19 protein-coding genes are annotated in these 22,146 nt (G+C 46.8%); 17 read left to right on the top strand and 2 right to left on the bottom strand.

The window, feature by feature from the left end:
- The first annotated feature begins 10 nt into the window (after positions 1-10).
- The 5 genes from T504_RS0103190 to T504_RS0103170 all read left to right on the top strand — a co-directional run bounded on the left by T504_RS0103190 (position 11) and on the right by T504_RS0103170 (position 7,118).
- Positions 11-1,678, top strand: a complete 1,668-nt coding sequence (locus T504_RS0103190) for a PTS lactose transporter subunit IIBC (RefSeq protein ID WP_033169620.1) — start codon at positions 11-13, stop codon at positions 1,676-1,678.
- 111 nt (positions 1,679-1,789) lie between these two features.
- Positions 1,790-3,223 (top strand): S-layer homology domain-containing protein, encoded by a 1,434-nt coding sequence (locus T504_RS0103185; RefSeq protein ID WP_033169619.1) that lies wholly within the window; start codon positions 1,790-1,792, stop codon positions 3,221-3,223.
- A gap of 36 nt (positions 3,224-3,259) precedes the next feature.
- The gene (locus tag T504_RS0103180) at positions 3,260-5,113 is read left to right on the top strand and encodes a glycosyl hydrolase 53 family protein (RefSeq protein ID WP_051635179.1); all 1,854 of its coding nucleotides are present in this window, start codon (positions 3,260-3,262) and stop codon (positions 5,111-5,113) included.
- Between the two features lie 195 nt (positions 5,114-5,308).
- Positions 5,309-6,163, top strand: coding sequence for a tagatose bisphosphate family class II aldolase (locus tag T504_RS0103175; protein WP_033169618.1), 855 nt, complete (start codon positions 5,309-5,311; stop codon positions 6,161-6,163).
- A 25-nt stretch (positions 6,164-6,188) separates the two neighbouring features.
- Entirely contained in the window at positions 6,189-7,118 is a 930-nt protein-coding gene (locus T504_RS0103170) for a 1-phosphofructokinase family hexose kinase (RefSeq protein WP_033169617.1), read from the top strand.
- Between the two features lie 4 nt (positions 7,119-7,122).
- Here T504_RS0103170 and T504_RS0103165 read toward each other — a convergent pair whose 3' ends face one another.
- Positions 7,123-7,929, bottom strand: coding sequence for a MurR/RpiR family transcriptional regulator (locus tag T504_RS0103165; RefSeq protein WP_033169616.1), 807 nt, complete (start codon positions 7,927-7,929; stop codon positions 7,123-7,125).
- A 143-nt stretch (positions 7,930-8,072) separates the two neighbouring features.
- Between T504_RS0103165 and T504_RS0103160 the strand changes: the two genes are divergently transcribed.
- From T504_RS0103160 to lacG, 4 genes are all read left to right on the top strand, one after another.
- Positions 8,073-8,492 carry an RpiB/LacA/LacB family sugar-phosphate isomerase gene (locus T504_RS0103160; protein WP_033169615.1) on the top strand — a complete coding sequence of 140 codons (420 nt, stop codon included), beginning with the start codon at positions 8,073-8,075 and terminating at the stop codon, positions 8,490-8,492.
- A 14-nt stretch (positions 8,493-8,506) separates the two neighbouring features.
- On the top strand, positions 8,507-9,022 hold the full coding sequence (lacB, locus tag T504_RS0103155) for a galactose-6-phosphate isomerase subunit LacB (RefSeq protein ID WP_033169614.1): 516 nt from the start codon (positions 8,507-8,509) through the stop codon (positions 9,020-9,022).
- Between the two features lie 100 nt (positions 9,023-9,122).
- Positions 9,123-9,440: a PTS lactose/cellobiose transporter subunit IIA gene (locus T504_RS0103150; protein ID WP_156033461.1), complete on the top strand. Its 318-nt coding sequence runs from the start codon at positions 9,123-9,125 to the stop codon at positions 9,438-9,440.
- A 9-nt stretch (positions 9,441-9,449) separates the two neighbouring features.
- Positions 9,450-10,880 (top strand): 6-phospho-beta-galactosidase, encoded by a 1,431-nt coding sequence (gene lacG / locus T504_RS0103145; RefSeq protein ID WP_033169613.1) that lies wholly within the window; start codon positions 9,450-9,452, stop codon positions 10,878-10,880.
- Positions 10,881-10,995: 115 nt separating this feature from the next.
- Here the strand turns inward: lacG and T504_RS0103140 are convergent, their stop codons facing one another.
- Positions 10,996-11,286 carry a hypothetical protein gene (locus T504_RS0103140; protein WP_033169612.1) on the bottom strand — a complete coding sequence of 97 codons (291 nt, stop codon included), beginning with the start codon at positions 11,284-11,286 and terminating at the stop codon, positions 10,996-10,998.
- A 185-nt stretch (positions 11,287-11,471) separates the two neighbouring features.
- Here T504_RS0103140 and rny point away from each other — a divergent pair, with 185 nt between their 5' ends.
- The 8 genes from rny (at position 11,472) to T504_RS0103100 (ending at position 22,080) form a co-directional block, all read left to right on the top strand.
- Positions 11,472-13,016 (top strand): ribonuclease Y, encoded by a 1,545-nt coding sequence (gene rny, locus T504_RS0103135; protein WP_033169611.1) that lies wholly within the window; start codon positions 11,472-11,474, stop codon positions 13,014-13,016.
- 71 nt (positions 13,017-13,087) lie between these two features.
- The gene (locus T504_RS0103130) at positions 13,088-13,636 is read left to right on the top strand and encodes a hypothetical protein (RefSeq protein WP_033169610.1); all 549 of its coding nucleotides are present in this window, start codon (positions 13,088-13,090) and stop codon (positions 13,634-13,636) included.
- A gap of 38 nt (positions 13,637-13,674) precedes the next feature.
- Positions 13,675-14,454, top strand: coding sequence for a TIGR00282 family metallophosphoesterase (locus T504_RS0103125; RefSeq protein ID WP_197018674.1), 780 nt, complete (start codon positions 13,675-13,677; stop codon positions 14,452-14,454).
- A gap of 141 nt (positions 14,455-14,595) precedes the next feature.
- Complete coding sequence (locus T504_RS0103120; RefSeq protein ID WP_033169608.1) at positions 14,596-14,856, top strand: stage V sporulation protein S; 261 nt, start codon at positions 14,596-14,598, stop codon at positions 14,854-14,856.
- 23 nt (positions 14,857-14,879) lie between these two features.
- Positions 14,880-15,713 carry a PHP domain-containing protein gene (locus tag T504_RS0103115; protein ID WP_033169607.1) on the top strand — a complete coding sequence of 278 codons (834 nt, stop codon included), beginning with the start codon at positions 14,880-14,882 and terminating at the stop codon, positions 15,711-15,713.
- 14 nt (positions 15,714-15,727) lie between these two features.
- Positions 15,728-16,561 (top strand): Asp23/Gls24 family envelope stress response protein, encoded by an 834-nt coding sequence (locus T504_RS0103110; RefSeq protein WP_033169606.1) that lies wholly within the window; start codon positions 15,728-15,730, stop codon positions 16,559-16,561.
- A 159-nt stretch (positions 16,562-16,720) separates the two neighbouring features.
- The gene (locus T504_RS0103105; protein WP_033169605.1) at positions 16,721-19,816 is read left to right on the top strand and encodes a beta-galactosidase, LacZ type; all 3,096 of its coding nucleotides are present in this window, start codon (positions 16,721-16,723) and stop codon (positions 19,814-19,816) included.
- A gap of 11 nt (positions 19,817-19,827) precedes the next feature.
- The gene (locus T504_RS0103100; RefSeq protein ID WP_033169604.1) at positions 19,828-22,080 is read left to right on the top strand and encodes an alpha-galactosidase; all 2,253 of its coding nucleotides are present in this window, start codon (positions 19,828-19,830) and stop codon (positions 22,078-22,080) included.
- Positions 22,081-22,146 lie beyond the last annotated feature (66 nt).

The raw sequence follows: 22,146 nt of genomic DNA, 5'->3' as shown, positions 1-22,146 counted from the left end.
GGAAAGTGTCATGGAAAAACTCATTCAGATGGTAGAGAAAATGAAGCCTCTTTTCGAAAAGGTTTCTAACAACATCTATTTGCGGGCAATTCGGGATGGCTTTGTCAGTTGTATCCCGGTAATCCTGTTCTCGTCTTTATTTATTTTGGTAGCCTGTGTACCAGAAATTTTCGACTATAAGTGGCCGGAAAAAATCAGTACGGTATTGTGGCAGGCTTACAACTATAGCATGGGAATGCTGGGGATTCTGATGGTGGCTACTATTGCCAAAAGCTTAACGGATAGCCTCAATACCAAGATGCCGAAACTACGACAGATTAATGATGTATCTGTTATGATTGTCTCCATCATTTGCCTGCTCCTGCTGGCGGTTGCTCCTGTGGATGGGGGCATATCTACGGAATTCATGGGGACGAAAGGCCTGCTTTCTGCTTTTGTCGTGGCCTTTACAGTGCCGAATATTTATAAGTTTTTTGTAAAGCGTAATATTACGATTAAACTTCCGGACGAAGTTCCGCACTATATTGCCCAGACGTTTGCTGACCTTATCCCCCTGTCGGTTGCGGTTATGGTTTACTGGGTATTTGGTATTGTATTTAAGGAAGCAACAGGTATGATGTTTGGTGCCTGGATTCTGGAAGTGTTTAAACCCCTATTTGTGGCAGCGGATGGTTACATCGGCCTAGCTGTTATCTACGGTGCCATGGCTATGTTCTGGTTCGTAGGTATACATGGCCCATCTATTGTGGAACCGGCAGTGACGGCTATTTATATTACTAACATCGAGGCTAATCTGCAGATCGTCAGTGCCGGTGGCCATGCCACAAACATTCTTACGCATCCGACCTCTTATTTTGTCGCTACCTTGGGGGGAACTGGTGCAACCTTAATGTTCTGCGCTATGTGTGCATTTATCGCAAAATCGAAACAACTTCGAGCGGTAGGTCGAGCTTCTATCGTGCCGGTGACCTTTGCGGTCAACGAACCAATTATTTTTGGCGCTCCGATTGTGCTCAATCCGGTATTGTTCTTTCCTTTTGTTCTTACGCCGATTCTTAATGTTTGGGTGTTTAAATTCTTTGTTGATAATTTGGGCATGAATGCTTTTACGTATATTTTGCCGTGGACTACGCCAGCGCCTATCGGATTGATCGTTGGTACAGGTTTTGCTCAGCTGGCCTTCATTTTGGCACCGTTGTTGCTCGTTATGGATGCAGTAATGTACTATCCGTTCTTCCGTGTCTATGATGCACAGCTCGTGGAAAGGGAAAAGGCTGGCGTGACGGATGAAGTGGAGGAAGAAATGGAATCCGCTTCGGTTACGGCTGCCCCCGCTGCAACGGCTGAGGAGGTTCCGGAGGATGAAAAGCGCGTGCTGGTTCTCTGTGCTTCCGGTGCGACTAGCTCTATGCTGGCAAAGGCTATCACTAAAGGTGCTGAACATCGCCATGCTCCTGTGGAATCCATTGCCATGGCCTATGGTCAACATAAGGATATCATTACAGATTTTGATTTGGTGGTGCTGGCTCCGCAGATGGCTTCGATGTATGATGAGCTTAAGAGTGACTGTGATGCAAAAGGGGTTAAGAGTGTTACCACCAGCGGCCGGGAATATGTGGGACTCACCCGTGACCCGGACAAAGCGTTGGATTTTGCCTTGGCTTTGATGGCACATTAATTTTAGTAGGAAGAAGTATCTCCTGCTGCCAGTTGTAATGGCAACAGTGGCAGCAGGAGTATTTTTTTTGCCAATTTTTACAGAAAATTAGAAATTTTAGGAGGAAGTATCATGAAAAAATCCGCTATTATGGCAGCAGTTTTAGCAGCAACGACGATGAGTACGACGGTTTTTGCCGCACAGAATCCCTTCAAGGATTTACCGGAAGGACATTGGGCTTATGATGCCGTTACCATGCTCGCTGAGGATGGCGTGCTGGAAGGCTATAACGATGGTACCTTCCAGGGGACTAAGGCTATGAACCGCTATGAGATGGCGCAGATCGTGGCCAAGGCTATGGAGAAATACGACAATGCCCAGCCGAAGGATAAAGGGGCCATCAATAAACTCAAAAAAGAATTTTCCACGGAGCTCAAGGATATGGATGTACGCCTGTCCAATGTGGAACAGGAAATCAATGCCATCAAGAGCAAACAGTCCAATATAAAAATGTTTGGCGATGTCCGATTCCGTTATGCGGAAAACATTAAAGGAAATTATTATAAAAGACTAAATGTAGCCGGAATGGATGCTGATACGAAAAAGCATTTGGACAAGAAGGAAAAAGTAGCACCGACTCGTTTCCGTCTTGGCATGTGGGGAGAGCCTGCTCCCAATCTGTCGTTCAATGCGCGGTTGAAGCTGGAGCATGAGACCAACCGCAGTGATGCGTATAATGACCATGGACTGGGCAGTGATAACCATGGTAATGTTACCCTGGATCGGGCCGAAGTGAATTGGTCCGCGAAAAATGGTTTCCGGATTGACGCTGGCCGCATGGAGAAAAACCTTGGACAGGGCCTTATCTGGTGGGAAAATGGTATCGATGGTTTCGCGGTAAATAAGACCTTCGGTCCGAAAATGGATGCCATGTTTGGCTGGGGCGATATCACGGCAGAAAACTGGGGTCAGGGAAAAGGTAAGTGGATGCCAGGGTTCTTTGCCAATGTATCCGTACGGCCGAGCAGTGCTACGACCATTACCGTGTCCCACTTGAACGCGAAAATGGATGCGCAGCTCTTGAATCCTTCTGTCGACGACTGGGGCTGGATTAATTTCTATGGCAAAGCAGTGGATTATAAACTGAACCAGACTGCGGTGGGCTTCAATACCAAACTTTCCCCGCGTGTTACCTGGATCGCAGAGGGGATTGTCAACAATGTGACCATGACGGGCAAAGACCAGAACAAGCATGGCTTCTGGACGCGCGTGGTCTATGGCAATCTCGACTGGATGAAGAAAAACACGTGGCATACGTATGTGGAATATGCAGCGCTGGGTAATTATGCGGTTGATTCCTCTGGCTGGGGACATCACATGGACTTTGCCGGTGGTAATGGTTATGGTGGTGACGCAGGCGGATGCCGTGGCTATGGTTTAGGTTTCAGTTATATGCTGGCACCACAGACAAATCTGGAACTCAACTGGCACCGTATGAAAACTTATAATACGAAATATGGTACTTATGACAACATGCTGTTATCGGGGCTTATTGTTAGCTTCTAAGGGAACAGGATAATAAGGTGCAGGAGGAAAAATCGCATGAAGAACGCAAGTCTTAAAAATTTAGTATTGGGAGCACTGACTGCAGGCGCGGTATCTTTATTCCCATTTTCAGCCGAGGCGGCTGTACAGGTCAATCCGATTCCTAATCTTAGTGCGGATTTCATTAAGGGCGCTGACGTGTCGATGTTGCCAGAACTGGAATCCTTAGGTGGCAAGTTTTATGATATGGATGGTACGCAAATGGATGAACTGGCCATCATGAAAAAATATGGAATCAACTGGATTCGCCTGCGTATCTGGAATAATCCAGATCATGCCAATGGTGGTGGCTACACCACGGCGGAACGTGCTTTAGCTATGACCAAGCGGGCGCATGATCTTGGTATGAAAGTGCTGATTGATTTCCATTACAGCGATTTCTGGGCTGATCCAGGCAAGCAATGGGGACCAAAAGCTTGGGAAAAGGATAATGCCTCCAAAGTAGCAAAAGACGTTTATCAGTACACGAAAAAGGTTTTAGGCGATTTCAAGAAAGCTGGTCATTTACCGGAAATGGTGCAGGTGGGCAATGAAATTACCAATGGCATGATTTGGCCGTTGGGGAAACTGCCGGCCAAGGATAATGGCAAGACGCTGGCGTCTTTTGTAGCGAGCGGGCTGAAAGCGGTACACGAGACAGATCCGAACATTAAGACCATGATCCATATCGACAAGGGGGGAGATAATGCCGCTTCTCAGGCATTCTACAATCAGTTGATTAAGGATAACGGCGTCAATGACTTCGATATCATCGGTTTGTCCTACTATCCCTTCTGGCATGGCAATATGGATGCGATGCGGGCCAATATCAACGATATGGCCAGCCGCTACAACAAGGATGTCGTCATCGTCGAAACGGCCTTTGGCTATACCAATGAGAACTTTGACAAGACGAAGAACCCCTATGATGCGCAGGCTGAACTCGTGGGCGGCTTCCGCTCCACGGTACAGGGACAGGCAACGGGCCTCAGGACTGTTATGCAGAGCCTGGCGGATGTGCCGAACGGCAAGGGCATCGGCATGTTCTACTGGGAGCCGGACTGGTATGCTGTGCCGGGGGCCGGTGCCTTCAAGGATATGGGCGATGAATGGGATAACCTCGTGATGTTCGACAACAAGGGCAAGGCGTTGGAATCCTGGAAGGTATTCAACGATGTGAGCAATCATAGCCTGCCGACCATCAAGCCGGTTTTCAAGGAAGTGGACGATGTGACGGGCGAAGCCGGCAAGGGCGTGCCGGCCAAGCTGCCAACCAAGACCCGCGTGACCTTCTCCGATGACCATGCCGAGAATCTGGATATCACCTGGGATAACCCGGCACCGGTATTCGAGCAGGCTGGGGATTATACGGTCAAAGGCACGGTTACTGTGGACGGCAAAAAACATCCGGTTTCGGGTCTTATCAGTGTCATCGACAAGGTGAACCTGTTCAAGAACGGCAATTTCGAACTGGCCCAGAATTTGGATGGCTGGACCGTCTCCGGCGATAAGGTGCTCGATGTAGTGACCAAGGGCGGCGATGCACTGGATACCAGCGCCATGCACTATTGGAGCGACAAGGCCTTCAAGTTCACGGCTAGCCAGGAATTCACGGGTTTGGCTGACGGCAAGTACACCGTAGCAGTGTCCACCCAGGGGGGTGGCGGCCAGAGCAAATATCAGCTCAGTGCAACGACCAGCAAGGGCACGAAGTCAGTGGATATTAAGGACACGGCCTGGAACGAGTGGCATACCTTTACCATCAAAGATGTAGAGGTAAAAGGTGGCAAGTGTATGGTGGCAGTGACTATGGAAGCTGCTCCGGGAACTTGGGGATCACTCGATAACTTCGAGTTCTATAAGCAGAAATAAATAGAGTCTTCCTTTTTAGGGGAAGCATACTGCACGGCGGTGAAAGAGGTTCAGAGGGAGTTCTCGGGGCCTCTTTTTTGTTGGAGCGGTTTTGAAAACCGTTCCAAAAGGCGAAAACAAAGTAATATCCGCAATCCCTATAATAAAGGCATAAAAGAAAAAGAAAGGTATTTTTTATAAAAGGGAGCGATTTTTATGAAACTGCACAATACGAATGATATGCTCAAAGATGCGCAAAAGAAACATTATGCGGTACCGGCTTTTAATATCCATAATCTGGAAACGTTTCAGGTGGTAGTGGATACGGCCAGTGAGATGCGTTCGCCGGTGATTATCGCGGCTACGCCGTCCACGGTCCGTTATGCGGATAAGGATTATCTCGTGGCACTCACGGGCACGGCTATGGAAAAGTATGATGTGCCGATGTCTTTCCACCTCGACCATCATGAGGATGTGGCGGAAATCGAGAGCACTGTAGCTGCTGGCTGCCGTAGTGTCATGATTGATGCTTCCCGACTGCCTTATGATGAGAATGTGGCTAAAGTAAAGGAAGTCGTGGCTTTTGCGCATACCTGCGGGGCTTCGGTCGAGGCAGAACTCGGCAAGTTGGTGGGACAGGAAGATGATTTGGTGGTGGATGATGCGGACAGTGCGTACACCAATCCCGAAGATGCCCTGCGTTATGTGGAAGACACAGGGATTGACAGCTTGGCGGTAGCTATTGGTACGGCTCATGGCCTTTATAAGGGGACACCAAAACTGGATTTTGACCGTTTGACCGAAATCCGTAGCCGCGTGGAGATCCCGCTGGTGCTGCATGGTGCTTCGGATGTGCCCGATGAACTGGTGCAGAAGGCGATTTCCTTAGGAATCTGTAAAGTCAATGTGGCTACGGATTTGAAGATTCCATTTTCCAATGCCGTCAAGGAGTTCTTCAAGGAAAATCCTGCTGCTAATGATCCGCGTAAGTATATGACACCGGGCAAGGAAGCGATGAAGGCTATTGTCCAACATAAGATTGAAGTATGTGGCAGTCAGAATCGTTATTGAGAGTTGAGGCGAGGAAGGGATAGCTATGATACTTGTGATAAATCTTAACGCCTCCTTGGATAAGCGCTATGAGTTGGTAGATTTTGCCAAAGGCAAGATTGTGCGGGCGAAATCTGTGGACAATACGCCTGGCGGCAAGGGGATTCATGTGGCTAATGTGGATACTATTTTAGGTGAAGATACTGTAGTTACTGGATTCTTGGGCGGGAAGACAGGAGAATTTGTGGCTAGTCGGCTCTATGATTATGGCATAACCGGCGATTTTGTTGATGTGGCCGGGGAAACGCGTTCCTGTTTGGCGATACTTACCGAAGATGGTGCGCAAACAGAAATCTTGGAGCCAGGGCCGGAAGTCAGCCCCGCAGAATTGAAAAAGTTCCGCGATAAATACACGGAACTTTTAGGGAAAGCCGATATTGTAGTGGCTTCCGGCAGTGTGCCTCGAGGGGTGCCGGTTGATTTTTACGCTTTCTTGATTGAGGAAGCTCACGCTGCTGGCAAAAAATTCTTGCTCGATACTAGCGGGGATCTGTTGGCCAGAGGGATTGAGGCGCGGCCTGATTTCATCAAGCCAAATCAGGATGAGATTGAGGCACTGCGGGGGTATCGCCTGCACAGCGAGGAAGATTTGGTGCGAGAGATTCGGCATTTCCTTGAGGAAGGGATTGAGATAGCGGCGATTTCTTTAGGCAGCAAAGGCTCACTGGTAGGAGTTCGGGATGAAATCTACCGTGTTACGGTGCCGGAGATTGCGTGTCAAAATCCTGTGGGATCGGGGGACTCCTACGTGGCAGGTATTGCGGCAGGACTTTCGCGCAAACTGCCGATTGAGGATACCCTGCGCTTGGGGGCTGCCTGTGGAACGGCTAATGCACTAGAGGCTGAGAGCGGATTTGTGCGCAAAGGTGTAGTGGAAAAGCTGTTTTCAGCGATAGCTGTCGAAAAAATTGCTTGAATTCTTAAAAATAATGTTCCCGACGATAAGCCGCTTCTTTTTGAGCGGCTTTTTCACGTTCTTCGTCCTGTTGTTTGGCTAAATAGTCAATGATGATGCGGCTGATGACATAGATAGGCAGGCGGGAGGTGGCATCTACATTTTTGATGGAGACATGGCTGTGTTTAAACCCATAGGCGGTAAGGTGGGCAATACGGGCTAGGGGAGTGTCTGGAGCACCACAGGTAATGGTGATGATTCTGGCGCCTAGGGAGGCAGCATTTTCGGCGGCGGTTAAAAGTTCTGGGGTTTTACCAGATAGGCTGAAGATGATTACTAGTTCTTGGTTTTTTACCCGACGAGTCATGTCCTGCATGATGGAAGGGTCACTGTTGGCAAAAACGTTATAACCCTGCAGCTGCAATTTGAGACAGAACTCTTCGGCTACATGTTCGGTGAGCCCACGGGATAATAAATAGATGCGTTTGGCCTGTCGGATTTCTCGCACTACAGCTAGGATGGTCTCAATGCTTAGATGTTCGATGGTTTGCGTCACTTCCATCAAGCTTTTATTAAAGATTTCGTTGACTTGAATGCTGTCCTTGTGTACGGTCGTTTCTTGTGTGATTAGGTAGCGCAGTTCTGCAAAACCGGAAATACCGCACTTTTTGATGGTGCGGCTTACGGTGGCCGGCGAAGAATAGGTCGCTTCGGCGACGTCACTGATGGACATAGAGGAAATTTTCTCTGCGTTCATATTGATAAAGCTGATGACCTTTTTTTCGGTTTCCGTTAGATGCTCGTGAAAATCATGATCGATTTTGATTAACATTATTTATCGCTCCTTACACAATACTAGGTAGTTTAATTATATCACGAATAGGTCGAAAATCGTTTCAAAACATGAAAACAAATAGAAAACAAGAATAGCTATAATGAAATCATCAACAGGAACTACAGAAAGGAAGTCAGAATATGAAAGTTGCATTAGCAGCCAATGGTGCTGGAGCAAAATTGAAAGATTGTGTTAAGGATTATTTAACTGGCAAGGGCTATGAGATAGAGGATTTCTCGCACGATGATATCTTCACTGCTACGGAAAATGTAGTGGCGGCTGTTTTAGAAAAGGGCATTACCCGTGGGATTGTGGTTGATGATTATGGTGTGGCTCCTTTTATGATTGCAGCGAAACATCATGGTATTGTCTGTGCGCCTACTTATGAGGATTACACGTCTTCTATGACGCGTCGCCACAATAGCACGCAGATTATTACGTTGGGAGCAAACATCACGGCAGAGAAGCTTTCGTGTGAATTGGCAGAAAACTTCGTGAAGACGGAGTATGATGGCGGACGTCATCAGATTCGCATTGATATGCTGAATCGGGAAGTTTAAAGGAGGCTAATACCATGAAGATTGCAATTGGTTGTGACCATATTGTTACGGATATAAAAATCAAAGCAGCAGAGTTTTTGAAAAAACAGGGTCATGAAGTCATTGATGTGGGGACCTATGATTTTATTCGTACGCACTATCCGATTTATGGACGCAAAGTAGGAAAGCTGGTAGCAACCGGTGAGGCAGATTTGGGCGTGTGTATTTGCGGTACTGGTATCGGTATTAATAATGCCGCACAGAAAGTAAAAGGTGTTCGTGCAGCCTGCGTGGCTGATGTGCAAACAGCAGTAGCGGCAAAAGAGAATCTTAATGCAAATGTAATTGGGTGTGGAGGACGTGTCATTGGTATTGGATCGATTGAATATATTCTGGAGGCCTTTCTAAAGGCTGAGTATAAACCGACTCCGGAAAAGGATGCACTGATTGCGAAAATTGATGGGCTGATTGATGACAATGATTGCATAGAGAATGATGCACTCTTTGATGAGTATCTGAAAAAATGGGAGGAAGGTTACTATCACGACTGATGCCGTGCTATAATGGTGTTGGTTAGCTAGCTTACTTTTTTTAGGGGTAAAGAAAGTAAGTGGGGCACTAGGGAAAAATATTCACGAAAAGGGGATTCTTATGACAATGACGAAAGATGAAATGGCAATGATTGCTATGGAAATTGTGGCTTATTCCGGCGATGCTCGGACAAAATTCCTAGCCGCGATGGATGCTATTGGTGAAAAGGACTTTGCAAAAGCAGAGGCGCTTATTAAAGAAGGGGATGATTTGATCCTTAATGCGCATAATCAGCAAACGGAGCTTATCACGAAAGAAGCAGCTGGCGAGAATATTGAGATTGGATTTCTAACGGTGCATGCACAGGATCATCTGATGACTGCTATGCTGCTTTCGGATATGGACAAACGCTTCCTCAAAATGTTTCAGGAGAAATGAGGGTTGATTATGGCAAAGAGATTCCCAGCGGATTTTATCTTTGGCGGGGCTACCGCTGCTTATCAGGTAGAAGGAGCTACGTGCGAAGATGGGCGCGGGCCTTGCGTTTGGGATGCGTATATGAATCGGCCAGGGGCAAGGTTCAATGCAGATCCGGCCAGTGATTTTTATCATCATTATGAAACGGACTTGCAGTTGGCACATGATTATAACATCAATGGCATTCGCATATCACTGTCTTGGACGCGGATACTTCCCGATGGGGAAGGTAAGGTAAACCCTGCTGGTATTGCGTATTACAACAAACTAATTGATGCGTGCATAGCAAAGGGGGTAGAACCTTTTGTGACCTTGCATCATTTTGATACTCCCCTAAATTATTTTCAAAATGGTCATTGGTTGAATCGCGCATTGATTGACAAATTCGTGGATTACGCGCGGATTTGTTTTGAGGCTTTTGGTGATCGGGTAATGAAGTGGGCTACCTTTAATGAACCTTGGTCAATTGCTCAAAATGGCTATCTGGCAGGTAATTTTCCCCCTAATGAAACTTTCCAGATTGAAAAAGCCATTCAGATTGAGCACAATCTCATGGTGGCGCATTCTCGCGCGCTGAATTTATACAAGAGCATGAATTTGCCAGGTAAAATCGGCATTGTTCATACCTTGGAGGGCAAAGTGGCGATATCAGATTCCCCCGCTGATATCCATGCTCGTGACCTTGATGATGCGATTTCCAATCGCTTTATGCTGGATGCTTGTTATTTGGGAAAATATAGCGATACTACCATGTTGCTGATCAAGGAAATCCTGCAGAAGAACGGTGGCAAGCTTATCACGGAACCAACGGATTTTGATGATTTTGCGTGCGCTGCCAAGCAGATTGACTTTTTGGGGATGAATTATTACTCCAGTCATTTTTTGCAAGCTTGGGATGGTGAAAGTCAAGTAGTGAATAATAGTACTGGGGAAAAGGGAACTAGCGTGTTTTGCCTCAAGGGCATTGGTGCTCGCGTCAGTAATCCAGAAGTTCCCACTACAGATTGGGATTGGCCTATTTACCCCGAAGGTATGTATAGGCAGCTAAAGCGTATTGCACAGGATTATCCCAATTATAAGGAGATTTTTATATCCGAAAATGGTATGGGCTATAAGGATGATTTTGAAGATGGAAAAATCGATGACACTCCTCGTATCGAATACGTTACCAGGCATTTGGAAGCAATTCTGAAGGCAATGGAGGAAGGTGTCAATGTTGGCGGCTACTATATTTGGAGTCTGATGGATGTGTTATCTTGGAGCAATGGTTATAACAAGCGTTATGGATTGTTTTATGTGGATTATGCCAATCAAAAACGATATCCCAAAAAAAGTGCATATTGGTATAAGAAAGTAAGCAAACAGAGAGAGTTGATTTCTGTGGAGACAATTTCCTATTGATTTATATAGAAAAGGCGGTTCGAAGACTCAAGGGAGTCAGCGAATCGCCTTTTCTATATAAATCTCGCAATATAAAATGTCAAAAAATTTGCAGAGGCATAGGATATTCGTCCTTTTACCGTGCTTTGCTGGAAAAAAGATATACGAGAGCCGTGAGAATGATTCCACCAATCCCCCACATCCAGCCCTTATCATACCAGGCATAAGCAGTGCAGGCCAGGCAGAAGAGGACTGCGATAAAGGTTTGCTTGGCGTTTTCTTTGCGTAAGGCAAAGGTTTGGTAATCGACACCGGTAAGTTCTTTGAAGCATTCTTGGCAGATGACTTTTTTCTCTCCGGCCTCGGTGGTATGAACAAGCGCATCCTTTTCCTCAAGGGTACGTCCGCATTCGGAGCAGTTCAGCATGGTTGGGTTCCTCCCGTCGAATTTCATCAAATTATCACGTATTTTCTAATTTTACCGCATTTTGTGCGATTTGACTAGGTTTTCTTGACACTCTACGGGAAAAACTATAGAATATAAAGGTATAGTTATGGATAAAACTATTCAGGAAAACAAATAATGCATGAAAGCAAATAAAAAAAGAGGGGGTGAGTATTATCGTTATCGAAGTAGTAGCGGTAATAGTTGCAGTTATCATCGGTGTCGGTGCAGGCTATACGGCCCGTAAGCGTACGGCAGAAGCCCAGATTGGCTCCGCTGAGGAAGAAGCAAAACGAATCGTAGCAGAGGCTGAAGAAAAAGGCGAGACCAAGAAGAAAGAAGCCCTGCTGGAGGCGAAGGAAGATATCCATCGCTTGCGCCAGGAGCTTGACCGCGATACAAAGGAGCGCCGCAGTGAGATTCAGCGCCAGGAGCGCCGTATTGTGCAGAAGGAAGAGAATCTCGATCGCAAGCTGGATTCCATTGAAAAGAAGGAAGAAGCCCTTTCCCGTAAGGAATCGCGCCTGGATAAAAGCCAACAGGCTATTGATGAGATGCACGAGAAACAGAAGGAAGAGCTGGAACGCATTTCTGGTTTGACATCGGATGAAGCTCGTACGCTGCTCATGGCTGAAGCTGAAGATGAACTCAAGCATGAGAAGGCCATGAAAATCAAAGAGTATGAGCAGCAGATTAAGGATGAATGTGACAAGAAGGCACAGGATATCCTGAGTCAGGCAATTCAGCGTTGTGCGGCGGATCATGTAGCTGAGACGACGGTTTCGGTTGTTGCTTTGCCGAATGACGAAATGAAGGGCCGTATTATTGGTCGTGAGGGACGTAACATTCGCACGTTGGAAACCATGACAGGCGTGGATCTTATCATTGATGATACGCCAGAGGCGGTCATCCTATCTGGGTTCGATCCAGTACGCCGTGAAGTGGCACGCATCGCACTCGAAAAGTTGATTCAGGATGGCCGAATCCATCCGGCTCGTATTGAAGAAATGGTCGAGAAGGCAAAACGTGAAGTCGATCAGCGCATCAAAGAGGCCGGTGAACAGGCTACTTTTGATACGGGGGTTCATGGCATTCATCCGGAACTTGTCAAGATGCTTGGGCGTTTGCGTTATCGCACGAGTTATGGGCAGAATGTACTCAATCATTCGATTGAGGTGGCCCATCTTGCTGGGGTTATGGCATCGGAGCTTGGCTGCGATGTGACGCTGGCAAAACGCGGAGGCTTGCTGCATGATATTGGTAAGGCAATTGACCGCGAGGTGGAAGGTTCCCATACCACGATTGGCGCAGATTTGGCCCATAAATTCCGTGAGTCCAAAGATGTAATCAACTGTATTGCTTCTCATCATGGGGATGTAGAGGCAGCCAGTGTAGAGGCAGTTTTGGTTGCCGCCGCTGATGCGGTATCGGCAGCAAGACCTGGTGCACGTCGTGAGAGCCTTGAGTCTTACCTCAAGCGCCTCAAACGGTTGGAGGAAATCGCAGAGTCCTATGAGGGCGTTGAACGCTGCTTTGCTATTCAGGCCGGCCGTGAGATTCGCGTTATGGTTAAGCCGGATAAAGTCGATGATGCTGAGTCGGTTGCATTGGCTCATGATATTGTCAAGAAAATCGAAGATGAGCTGGAATATCCGGGGCAGATCAAGGCCACGGTTATTCGCGAGACGCGCGTCGTCGATTATGCGAAATAATCAATCAGAAAATGTTTGGGGGTGCGGGGCCTGGCTCTGCATCCCCAATTCTACCTATAAGGGGATCGATCATGCTAGGATTCAAGGATTGGTTAACAAAGGCAGTGGGCCAAAAAGCAGCCACGGATAAGATGGGGATACAGCTGATTGCTGCCATTCTGGCTTGTTATCCGGAAATCGATTCGGTAAGCTATGTGCCTGAGGCCACGGAGATGACACTGGATTTTGTGCTTGAAGGTGCAGTGGGAAAAGAAGAGCTGGAACCATTTGCGAAATTACTCGATGACAGCTTGCAGGCTTATCACGAGCTCGATTCGGGGGCTCCTGTTTGGATGGCCGTTGAGGCAGAAAGCCATGGCAAGGCAACAATGGTTCATATCCATCGTCAGTTGATTACTATGACGCGTGGAGAGTTGACGCTCATAACCGCGTTGTTCCGAGAGACTTTTTCCGAACGCCTTAAATGTGATAAGCACACGCCTGAACAGTTGGAACCGGAATTTGCGGATGCCCAGAGTGCAGTCCTCGATACGCTCTTGGACCAGAATCAGGAATACCGCATAAAGGAAAAGATGATTGGCATCCGTGATAAAGACCGGGTAGTTGTCTATAACCGTTGATCCTTTGTTGCCAAGGGAATCAACGGAAGGAGGAATACATGCGAGTAATGTTGACAGGAGATGTCGTCGGCCGTCCCGGCCGTAAGGCATTTCAGGAGTATACGCCGAAACTTCGTAAGGAGAAAGGCATTGATGTGGTCATCGTGAATGGAGAAAACTCTGCTGGTGGTAAAGGGTTTACCCGAAAATCTTTGGATGCGCTTTACCATGCAGGTGCGGACATCATCACTTCGGGCAATCATGTCTGGGATAAAAAAGACGTAATGGAGTTCATTGACCAGGAACCCTTTTTGATTCGTCCGGCTAACTATCCGGAAGGAACGCCGGGGAAGGGCTATTGTATTTTTCCATTCAAGGCCAAGAACATCGGTGTTATCAACCTTTCCGGCCGGGCATTCATGCCGGCTTTGGACTGCCCGTTCCAAAAGGTGGAAGAGATACTCCGCGAGCTGAAGAACGAATGTGATATCCTGTTTTTGGATTTTCATGCGGAGACGACTTCGGAGAAAATGGCGATGGGCTGGTATCTGGATGGCCGGGTAAATGGTGTCGTTGGTACACACACGCATATCCAGACGGCGGATGATCGCATCTTGCCCAAGGGCACTGCGTACATTACGGACCTTGGCATGACAGGACCGTGGAATTCCATTCTAGGAGTCAAGACGGAGATTATCTTGCGAAAGTTTACAACGGCCATGCCCTGTCGGTTTGATTTGGAGGAAGAGGGACCGATGGTTTACTCAGCAGTCATCATCGATATTGATGATAACACCAATCAAACGACTGCAATGGAACGAGTCATGATTGTCGAATAATCGCAAATTGTGATAGTTTGTTTCAAGAAAAGAAGGACTTTGCAGGTTTTTGAAGAATACTCTAGCTAGTGACAGTAAGTTTAACCAATAGGATATATGCATTGTATGAAGTAATCTTTATGTTGAGAGGACGTGCTGAACATGGAAATTCTGAAAGTATCTGCAAAGTCAAACCCAAACTCAGTGGCAGGCGCATTAGCTGGCGTACTGCGAGAATCCGGAAGTGCTGAAATGCAGGCAATCGGCGCTGGTGCACTGAATCAGGCGGTCAAAGCCGTAGCTATTGCCCGTGGATTTGTTGCGCCGCATGGAATTGACCTCATTTGCGTTCCCGCATTCACAGATATCAAGATTGATGGGGAAGAACGTACTGCAATCAAGCTGATTGTTGAGCCGCGCTGAGTAGATTATAGGAGTGAATCCGAATGCCAAGTGATTTGCATATGCATACGACCTTTTCCGATGGCAAATTGACACCGGAAGAGCTTGTGGCAGCCGCAAAGAATGCGGGCCTTCATTACATGGCAATAACTGACCATGATACGGTGGAAGGCATCGTGGAATTATACGAGAATGGGCATTATCCAAGCCGAGGAATTCACATTATTCCCGGTATTGAGTTTAGCGCGCATCATCCGACCAGAGAGATTCATATTTTAGGGTTTAACCTTGATATATACTATCGAGCTCTAGCGGACAAATTAAATGAGGTTACGGAGGCTAGGTGGACGCGTTTTTCCGAAATGATTGAAAAGCTGCAGGCCTTGGGGTATAACATATCAGAAGCCGATGTACTTACGATTGCTGGTGCCAGTAAATCTATTAGCCGTTCCCATATTGGACGGGTGCTGGTCAAAAAGGGATATTTTACCTCGGTGCGAGAGGCGTTTGATGCTGTCTTGAAAAAGGGAACGCCAGCTTATGTACCACATTATCATCTAGAAGCATCGGAAATCATTGCGCTTATTAAAGCGGCAGGAGGGACGCCGGTTTTGGCGCATCCGAAGCTAATCGGTGATGATGAAGTGGTTCGTGAGCTTTGCCAGAGTGGCCTTGAAGGGATTGAAGCTTTTTATCCTCAGCATGATGAAGCGGATACAGCTCGTTATTTGTCGATGGCCGAGGAATTCGGACTGCTGGTATCCGGTGGTTCGGATTTTCATGGCTACCCGACGCGCTATCCATCGGAACTTGGAGTATTTACCATTGAGGATAAATGGGCGGAGAAATTTTATCGTCCGCAACAGCAACTGGGATAAACAGGAGAGTTAATATGGATGTCATTGCACTGGTGGGTCCCAGTGGTACTGGCAAGAGCCATCGTGCATTGGTTGTCGCTCATGACAATCATGCGGATGCCATCATCGATGATGGCATCCTTATAAAGGATGGCAAAATACTTGCCGGTCATTCAGCTAAAAAAGAGCAGAGTAAAATCATGGCTGTGCGGCGGGCAATTTTTGTCCTGCCTGGCCATGCAGAAGAGGTGCGGGCTGCTATCGATGAAGCAAAACCGCACCGCATTTTGATTCTCGGGACCTCCGAAAATATGGTTCACAAAATCGCAAAAGCATTGCGCCTGCCATCAATTGCCAAGATTATCAATATCGCAGATGTGGCATCAAAACAGGAGATGGAAAAGGCACAATACTATCGGCTCAAACAGGGAAAACATATCATCCCAGTGCCGACGATTGAGCTAAAACCACATTTTTCCGGCTATTTGGTCGATCCGTTGCAGACTTTTTTCAAGCGGTCTTCGACAAAGCGGCGGCGGTTGGGAGAAAAGTCCATTGTCCGGCCAGTATTTAGCTATTATGGAAAACTTTCCATTGATGATTCGGCCATCAAGGCGATTATTCGTCATGTGGTCATGAAACAGGCAGCCTTCACGAAGATTGGAGGTTTGCAGGTGGAACATCTGATGCAGAATGGGGAGGATATGGGGCTGAGAATTTCCTGTGACGTGGTCCTTACCTATGGGAACCATATACCGACGCTTATCCGCCAAGTCCAGAAAGAGATTCGCGATGCGGTGGAGTTTATGACGGGAATGGTGGTTCATGAAGTGAATATTCGAGTCAAGGCGCTTTACGTACCATCGTAAATGGATTGCGCTTGTTTGGCTACTCAGAGGGTGCTGCTTCGGCAGCATCTTTTTTGTGGTTAAATAAGCGAAAATAATACTTGTTCTTTCTTATTTTTGCGTGTATAATAATTTTAGCAATAAAAGAAATCGTTTACTATAGACTGAGGAGGAATTCTCATGCCAGAAGCTAACTTTTCGTTAAAACATTTAGCCGATCCGTGTTTTTTTCAAGAAAATCGGCTGCCAGCTCATAGTGATCATTGGTATTATGCGAATATGGCGGAAGTAAATGCTGGTGAATCATCGTTTGTATGCCGGTTGAATGGCTTGTGGTATTTTCAGTATTTCCAAAATCCTCAGTTGGTGACGAAGGGCTTTGAACAGTTGGAGTTTGATTGTCATGATTGGCACACAATCCGGGTACCGGCCCATTTTCAGCTGGAAGGCTATGGTATCCCACAGTATACCAATCAGACATATCCCTGGGATGGACATGAGGCTGTTTTGCCTGGTGAAGTGCCGCAGCGCTGTAATCCTACCGGCGTATATGTGAAATATTTTCATTTGCCACAGGGGTGGAAGAATCTATATCTGTCGCTTCAGGGTGTGGAATCGGCAGTAGTGGTTTACTTCAATGGAAAGTATGTTGGTTATAGCGAGGATAGTTTTACTCCGTCGGAATTTGATTTAACCCCCTATTTGCAGGCGGGAGAAAATAAACTAGCGCTGCAGGTTATGCAGTTCTCATCTGGTAGTTGGTTGGAAGATCAAGATTTTTGGCGGTTTGGGGGAATTTTCCGTGATGTATGGATGGGAACGAAGCCGAAGTGCCATGTTGAAGATTTAAAAATTACAGCTATTCCAGTAAACGATTACAAGAATGGCATGCTTACAGGAAAAATTACTTGGTCCAAGGAAGAAGTTCGGAAGGTTGAAATCCAACTCTTAACGTCGGCGGGGCGTCAGGTAGCAGCGACGAGCCTTACCGGAACAGGACGGCAGGATGAATTTTCGTTTACGGTAGAATCTGTAAAACTCTGGAGTGCAGAACATCCCTACCTTTATCAGCTGCGATTAACCGTTTATGATGGAGCGGATGTTTTGCAGGAAGTTATCCCGTATTCGGTTGGTTTTCGCGAATTTAAATTGGAAGATAAGATTATGAAAATCAACGGAAAACGCATCGTATTCAAAGGCGTTAATCGTCATGAATTCGATTGTTACCGTGGCCGGGCCATGAATCCGGAAGACTTCGAGCAGGACATTGTGAATATGAAACGGCACAACATCAATGCACTTCGTTGTTCGCATTATCCTAATGCTAGTGCGATTTATGACCTATGTGATCGCTATGGCCTTTATGTAATTGATGAGACGAATTTGGAAACCCATGGTACCTGGCAGAAAAATGGGGTGTTGGCGCGTGATGAGAATACCATTCCGAATGATCACAGCAAGTGGCAGGAAATTGTTTTGGACAGGGCAAAATCAATGCTGGAACGCGATAAGAATCACGCGTCGATCCTTATTTGGTCCTGTGGCAATGAGTCCTGTGGGGGGAAGAATATCTTTGCGATGAGCGAGTATTTCCGCCAAGTGGATCCTACACGGCTGGTGCATTATGAAAGTATTTTTTGGGATAGACGCTATGCGGCAACCAGTGATATGGAGAGTCAGATGTATACGAAAGCGGCAGATATAAAGGCCTTTTTGTCGAAACATCGGGATAAGCCTTTTATCTGTTGCGAGTATACGCATAGTATGGGAAATAGTAATGGTGGTATGCACAAATATACCGAGCTTACCGAACAGGAGCCTTTATATCAAGGTGGGTTTATTTGGGACTTTGTGGATCAAGCACTGGTGAAGCATGATTGTTACGGGCAGGAATTTTTGGCATATGGTGGTGACTTCGGGGATCGTTCCAGTGATTATAATTTCTGTGGAGATGGTATTTTTTATGCGGATCGAGCACCGACGGCTAAGCTGCAGGACGTGAAATATAATTATCAGGATTATCATTTGCAAGTTGCGGAAGATGGTATAGTGATTGAAAACAACAGCTTGTTTACGAATGTCAACGAATATGATTTACATTACGAAATGCTGTTGGATGGGAAAAAAGTTTGGGAAAAGACAGCGGCGGCTCCATCGGTTAAGCCTGGGGAAAAAAGACGCGTGGCGTTTGCGGATTTACCGACAGGTCCGAAAGGGGAGGTATGCATTACCGTTTCGTTGATTTTGAAGGAAGACACTGCCTGGGCGGAAAAAGGATATGAGGTTGCTTTTGGGCAGGGATGCTGGCAACGTGAAACGGGAATCCCAGAAATAAGAGGTAAGGCCCTAAGCAATTGCGGGGATACTCCCTTGCGGATAGTAAGGGGCGATATCAATCTAGGCGTAAAGTTTTCAGGGGGAGAGATTCTGTTTTCCAGTGCACAGGGAAATATCGTTTCGTATAAGTTAAATGGTGTGGAGTTGCTGGAAGAAATACCAAAACCATTGTTTTGGCGGGCGCCGATAGATAATGACTATGGCAGTCGTCGTGATTTTTCGGTGGCTCAATGGAAGCTGGCTAGTCTTTATCGCCGTTGTGTGAAGCAGGAGATTCAGTTAGCCGATGGAACTTGGCAGACGTATGAATGGTTTGGGCAGTTGGGAATCAAAGAGTATGTTGCGGATGCGGTTAAATTGCGTTTTACTTACGAACTGGCCACCATGCCGACGGCATTTTGCCAAATAACTTATGGTGTTTATAAGGGAGGCCTTATAAAGATCGAACTGGATTATGAGAAAATGCCTGGGTTGCCGGAAATGCCAGATTTTGCCATGCTCTTTACGTTGGCGGCAGATTACGACCAGGTGAAATATTATGGTTATGGACCGGCAGCCAATTATATCGATCGACAGGAAGGTGCTAAGTTGGGCGTGTATTCTTCCACGGTCGAAAAAGAGATGGAGGCATATCTTATGCCGCAGGAATGTGGCAACCATGGTGGCATCCGTTGGTGGGAGGTAACAGATAAACGTGGCCGTGGGGTACGGGTAGCAGGGGAGATCCCGCTGGCAATTTCAGCTCTGCCCTATAGTGCGCATGAATTGGAAAATGCCCGCCATCGATATGATTTACCGCAGGTTCATCATACTTTTTTACGCGTTTCCGCTGGACCATGTGGTGTCGGTGGTGATGATACCTGGGGCGCACCGGTATTAGAAGAATATCGGCTAAAAAATGAATCGATGCATTTCATGTTTTATTTTCAGGGAATTTAGGGAGGTATATTATGATTGAATTTGATTCATCGCGAGGGGTGTTCCATCTGCACAACGAGCATATGAGCTACATTATGCAAGTGGTGCGAAACCGGTATTTGTTGCATCGTTATTGGGGGCGCCCGTTAAGAGAATTTCGGGATAGTGCACCGCTGCAGGCTATCGACAGGGCTTTTTCTCCGCAACCAGCAGATTATGCCAACGAGCGTACCTTTTCGTTGGATGTGCTGCCGCAGGAGTATCCTGGGTATGGCCATGGTGATTATCGGTTGCCTGCCTATGAGGTGCGCTTAGCCAATGGAACAACCGTGACAGAACTTTTCTATGACCATTTTGAGATTACGGATGGCAAGCCCCGATTGGCAGGATTGCCGGCCGTATATGCGGATCGTACGGAAGCAGAAACGTTGCATATATTTTTACGGGATAGTCAGGGAAGGCTGGAAGTAGAGCTTTTATATACGTTGATGGCGAATACGGGGATGTTGACGCGCAGTGTACGGATTACCAATTGTGGCGGTGAGGCGCTTACGTTGACTCATGCTGCTAGTTTTGCCGTTGATTTTGCGGACCATGATTTTGACCGTTTGAGTCTGTATGGTGGTCATGCCGCAGAGCGCAGTTTGGAACGGGTTCCTTTGATGCGTGGGGTACAAGAAACTGGCAGCCGCCGGGGCGTTAGCTCGCACCAGCAGTCGCCGTTTTTGGCGCTGGCACGCAGAAATACGACGGAATGTACAGGCGAAGTGTATGGATTTAGTTTGATTTGGAGCGGGGAAGCGTCTTTTGTCACAGAGGTGGAACAGTTTGGAACAACTCGAGTGGCAGGTGGAATAAACCCGTTTGGTTTTGCATGGCAGCTAGCACCACAGGAGAGCTTTCAGACACCAGAAGTCATGATGGTATATAGTGATGCTGGACTCAATGGCATGAGTCAGATATTTCATCAGATTGTTCGGCACAACATTGTTCGTGGCAAATATCAGAATGAATTGCGGCCTATTTTAGTAAATAATTGGGAGGCAACTTATTTTGATTTTGATGATGAGAAGATTGATAGTTTGGCACAGACGGCAAGCGAGTTAGGAATGGAATTATTGGTGCTGGATGATGGTTGGTTTGGCAGCCGCGATGACGACAATAGCAGTTTAGGGGATTGGTTTGTCAATACCAAGAAGTTAAAACAGGGGTTAACAGGAGTCGCAGCAGCCGCGCATAAACGGGGAATGAAATTTGGCTTGTGGTTTGAGCCGGAGATGATTTCAGAGGATTCCGAGCTCTTTCGCAAGCATCCAGAGTGGATTTTGCAAGTGCCGGATTATAAGAGTTGCTTTAGCCGTCATCAGTTGGTGCTGGATTTGTCACGACCGGAGGTTTGCAACTATATTGTAAATGCGGTCAGCAATGTATTGGAGTCAGCCCCCATTGACTATGTAAAGTGGGATTTTAACCGCCATTTGACCGAAGCCTTCTCGGCGGCCCTTCCTAGCGAGCGGCAAGGGGAAACGAAAACGCGCTTTATGTTGGGGCTCTATGATGTTTTAGAACGTTTGACGAGCAAATTCCCGGATGTATTATGGGAAAGTTGTTCCGGTGGTGGTGGCCGCTTTGATGCGGGTATGCTTTATTATATGCCACAAACTTGGACCAGTGACAACACGGATGCGATTTGCCGGTTGTCTATTCAGAGTGGTACCAGTCTGGTGTTTCCGCCAATGACCATGGGGGCACATGTATCGGTAGCCCCCAATCATCAGGTGGGGCGGATGACCAGTCTACAGGTACGCACGTTATGTGCTTTTGCTGGCGATTTTGGTTATGAGCTGGATATTACGCGCATGAGTGCACAAGAAAAAGAGCAGGTAAAAAAGCATATTGAATTGTACAAGAAATTGCGTCCCACTTTGCAGCAGGGGCAATTCTATCGCTTATTGACTCCTTTTTCCGGGACGAAAAACGAAACGGCTTGGCAATTTATCCGTGAAGATGGACAGCAAGTGGTGGTATTGTATTTTAAAACATTGGCCGAACCGGCTAGCCCGATAAGGATTTTGCGCCTTATGGGGTTGGATTCATCCGCTGGCTATCGCTTGACCGATTATATGCCTGCTCAGCGAATGAGTATGGATTTTGGTGAAGAAAAATCTGTCAATCCAGTAGGGCAGTTATATTATGGGGATGAACTGATGTACAATGGCATTGGGGTGGAAAAAATTGATGCAGATTTTGCCGGGTATCTATGGGTGTTTACAAAAGAAAAATAAGACTGAAAATTTTTATTAAAACAATATGTTGCAATATTAAATAAAAGCGTTATAATAATAAATAAG

Origin of the sequence: Selenomonas sp. ND2010 (genome assembly GCF_000702005.1) — a bacterium.
GTDB lineage: Bacteria > Bacillota > Negativicutes > Selenomonadales > Selenomonadaceae > Selenomonas_A.
Note: the sequence above shows the minus strand (reverse complement) of the source record. Positions and strands in the feature narration are given on the sequence as shown.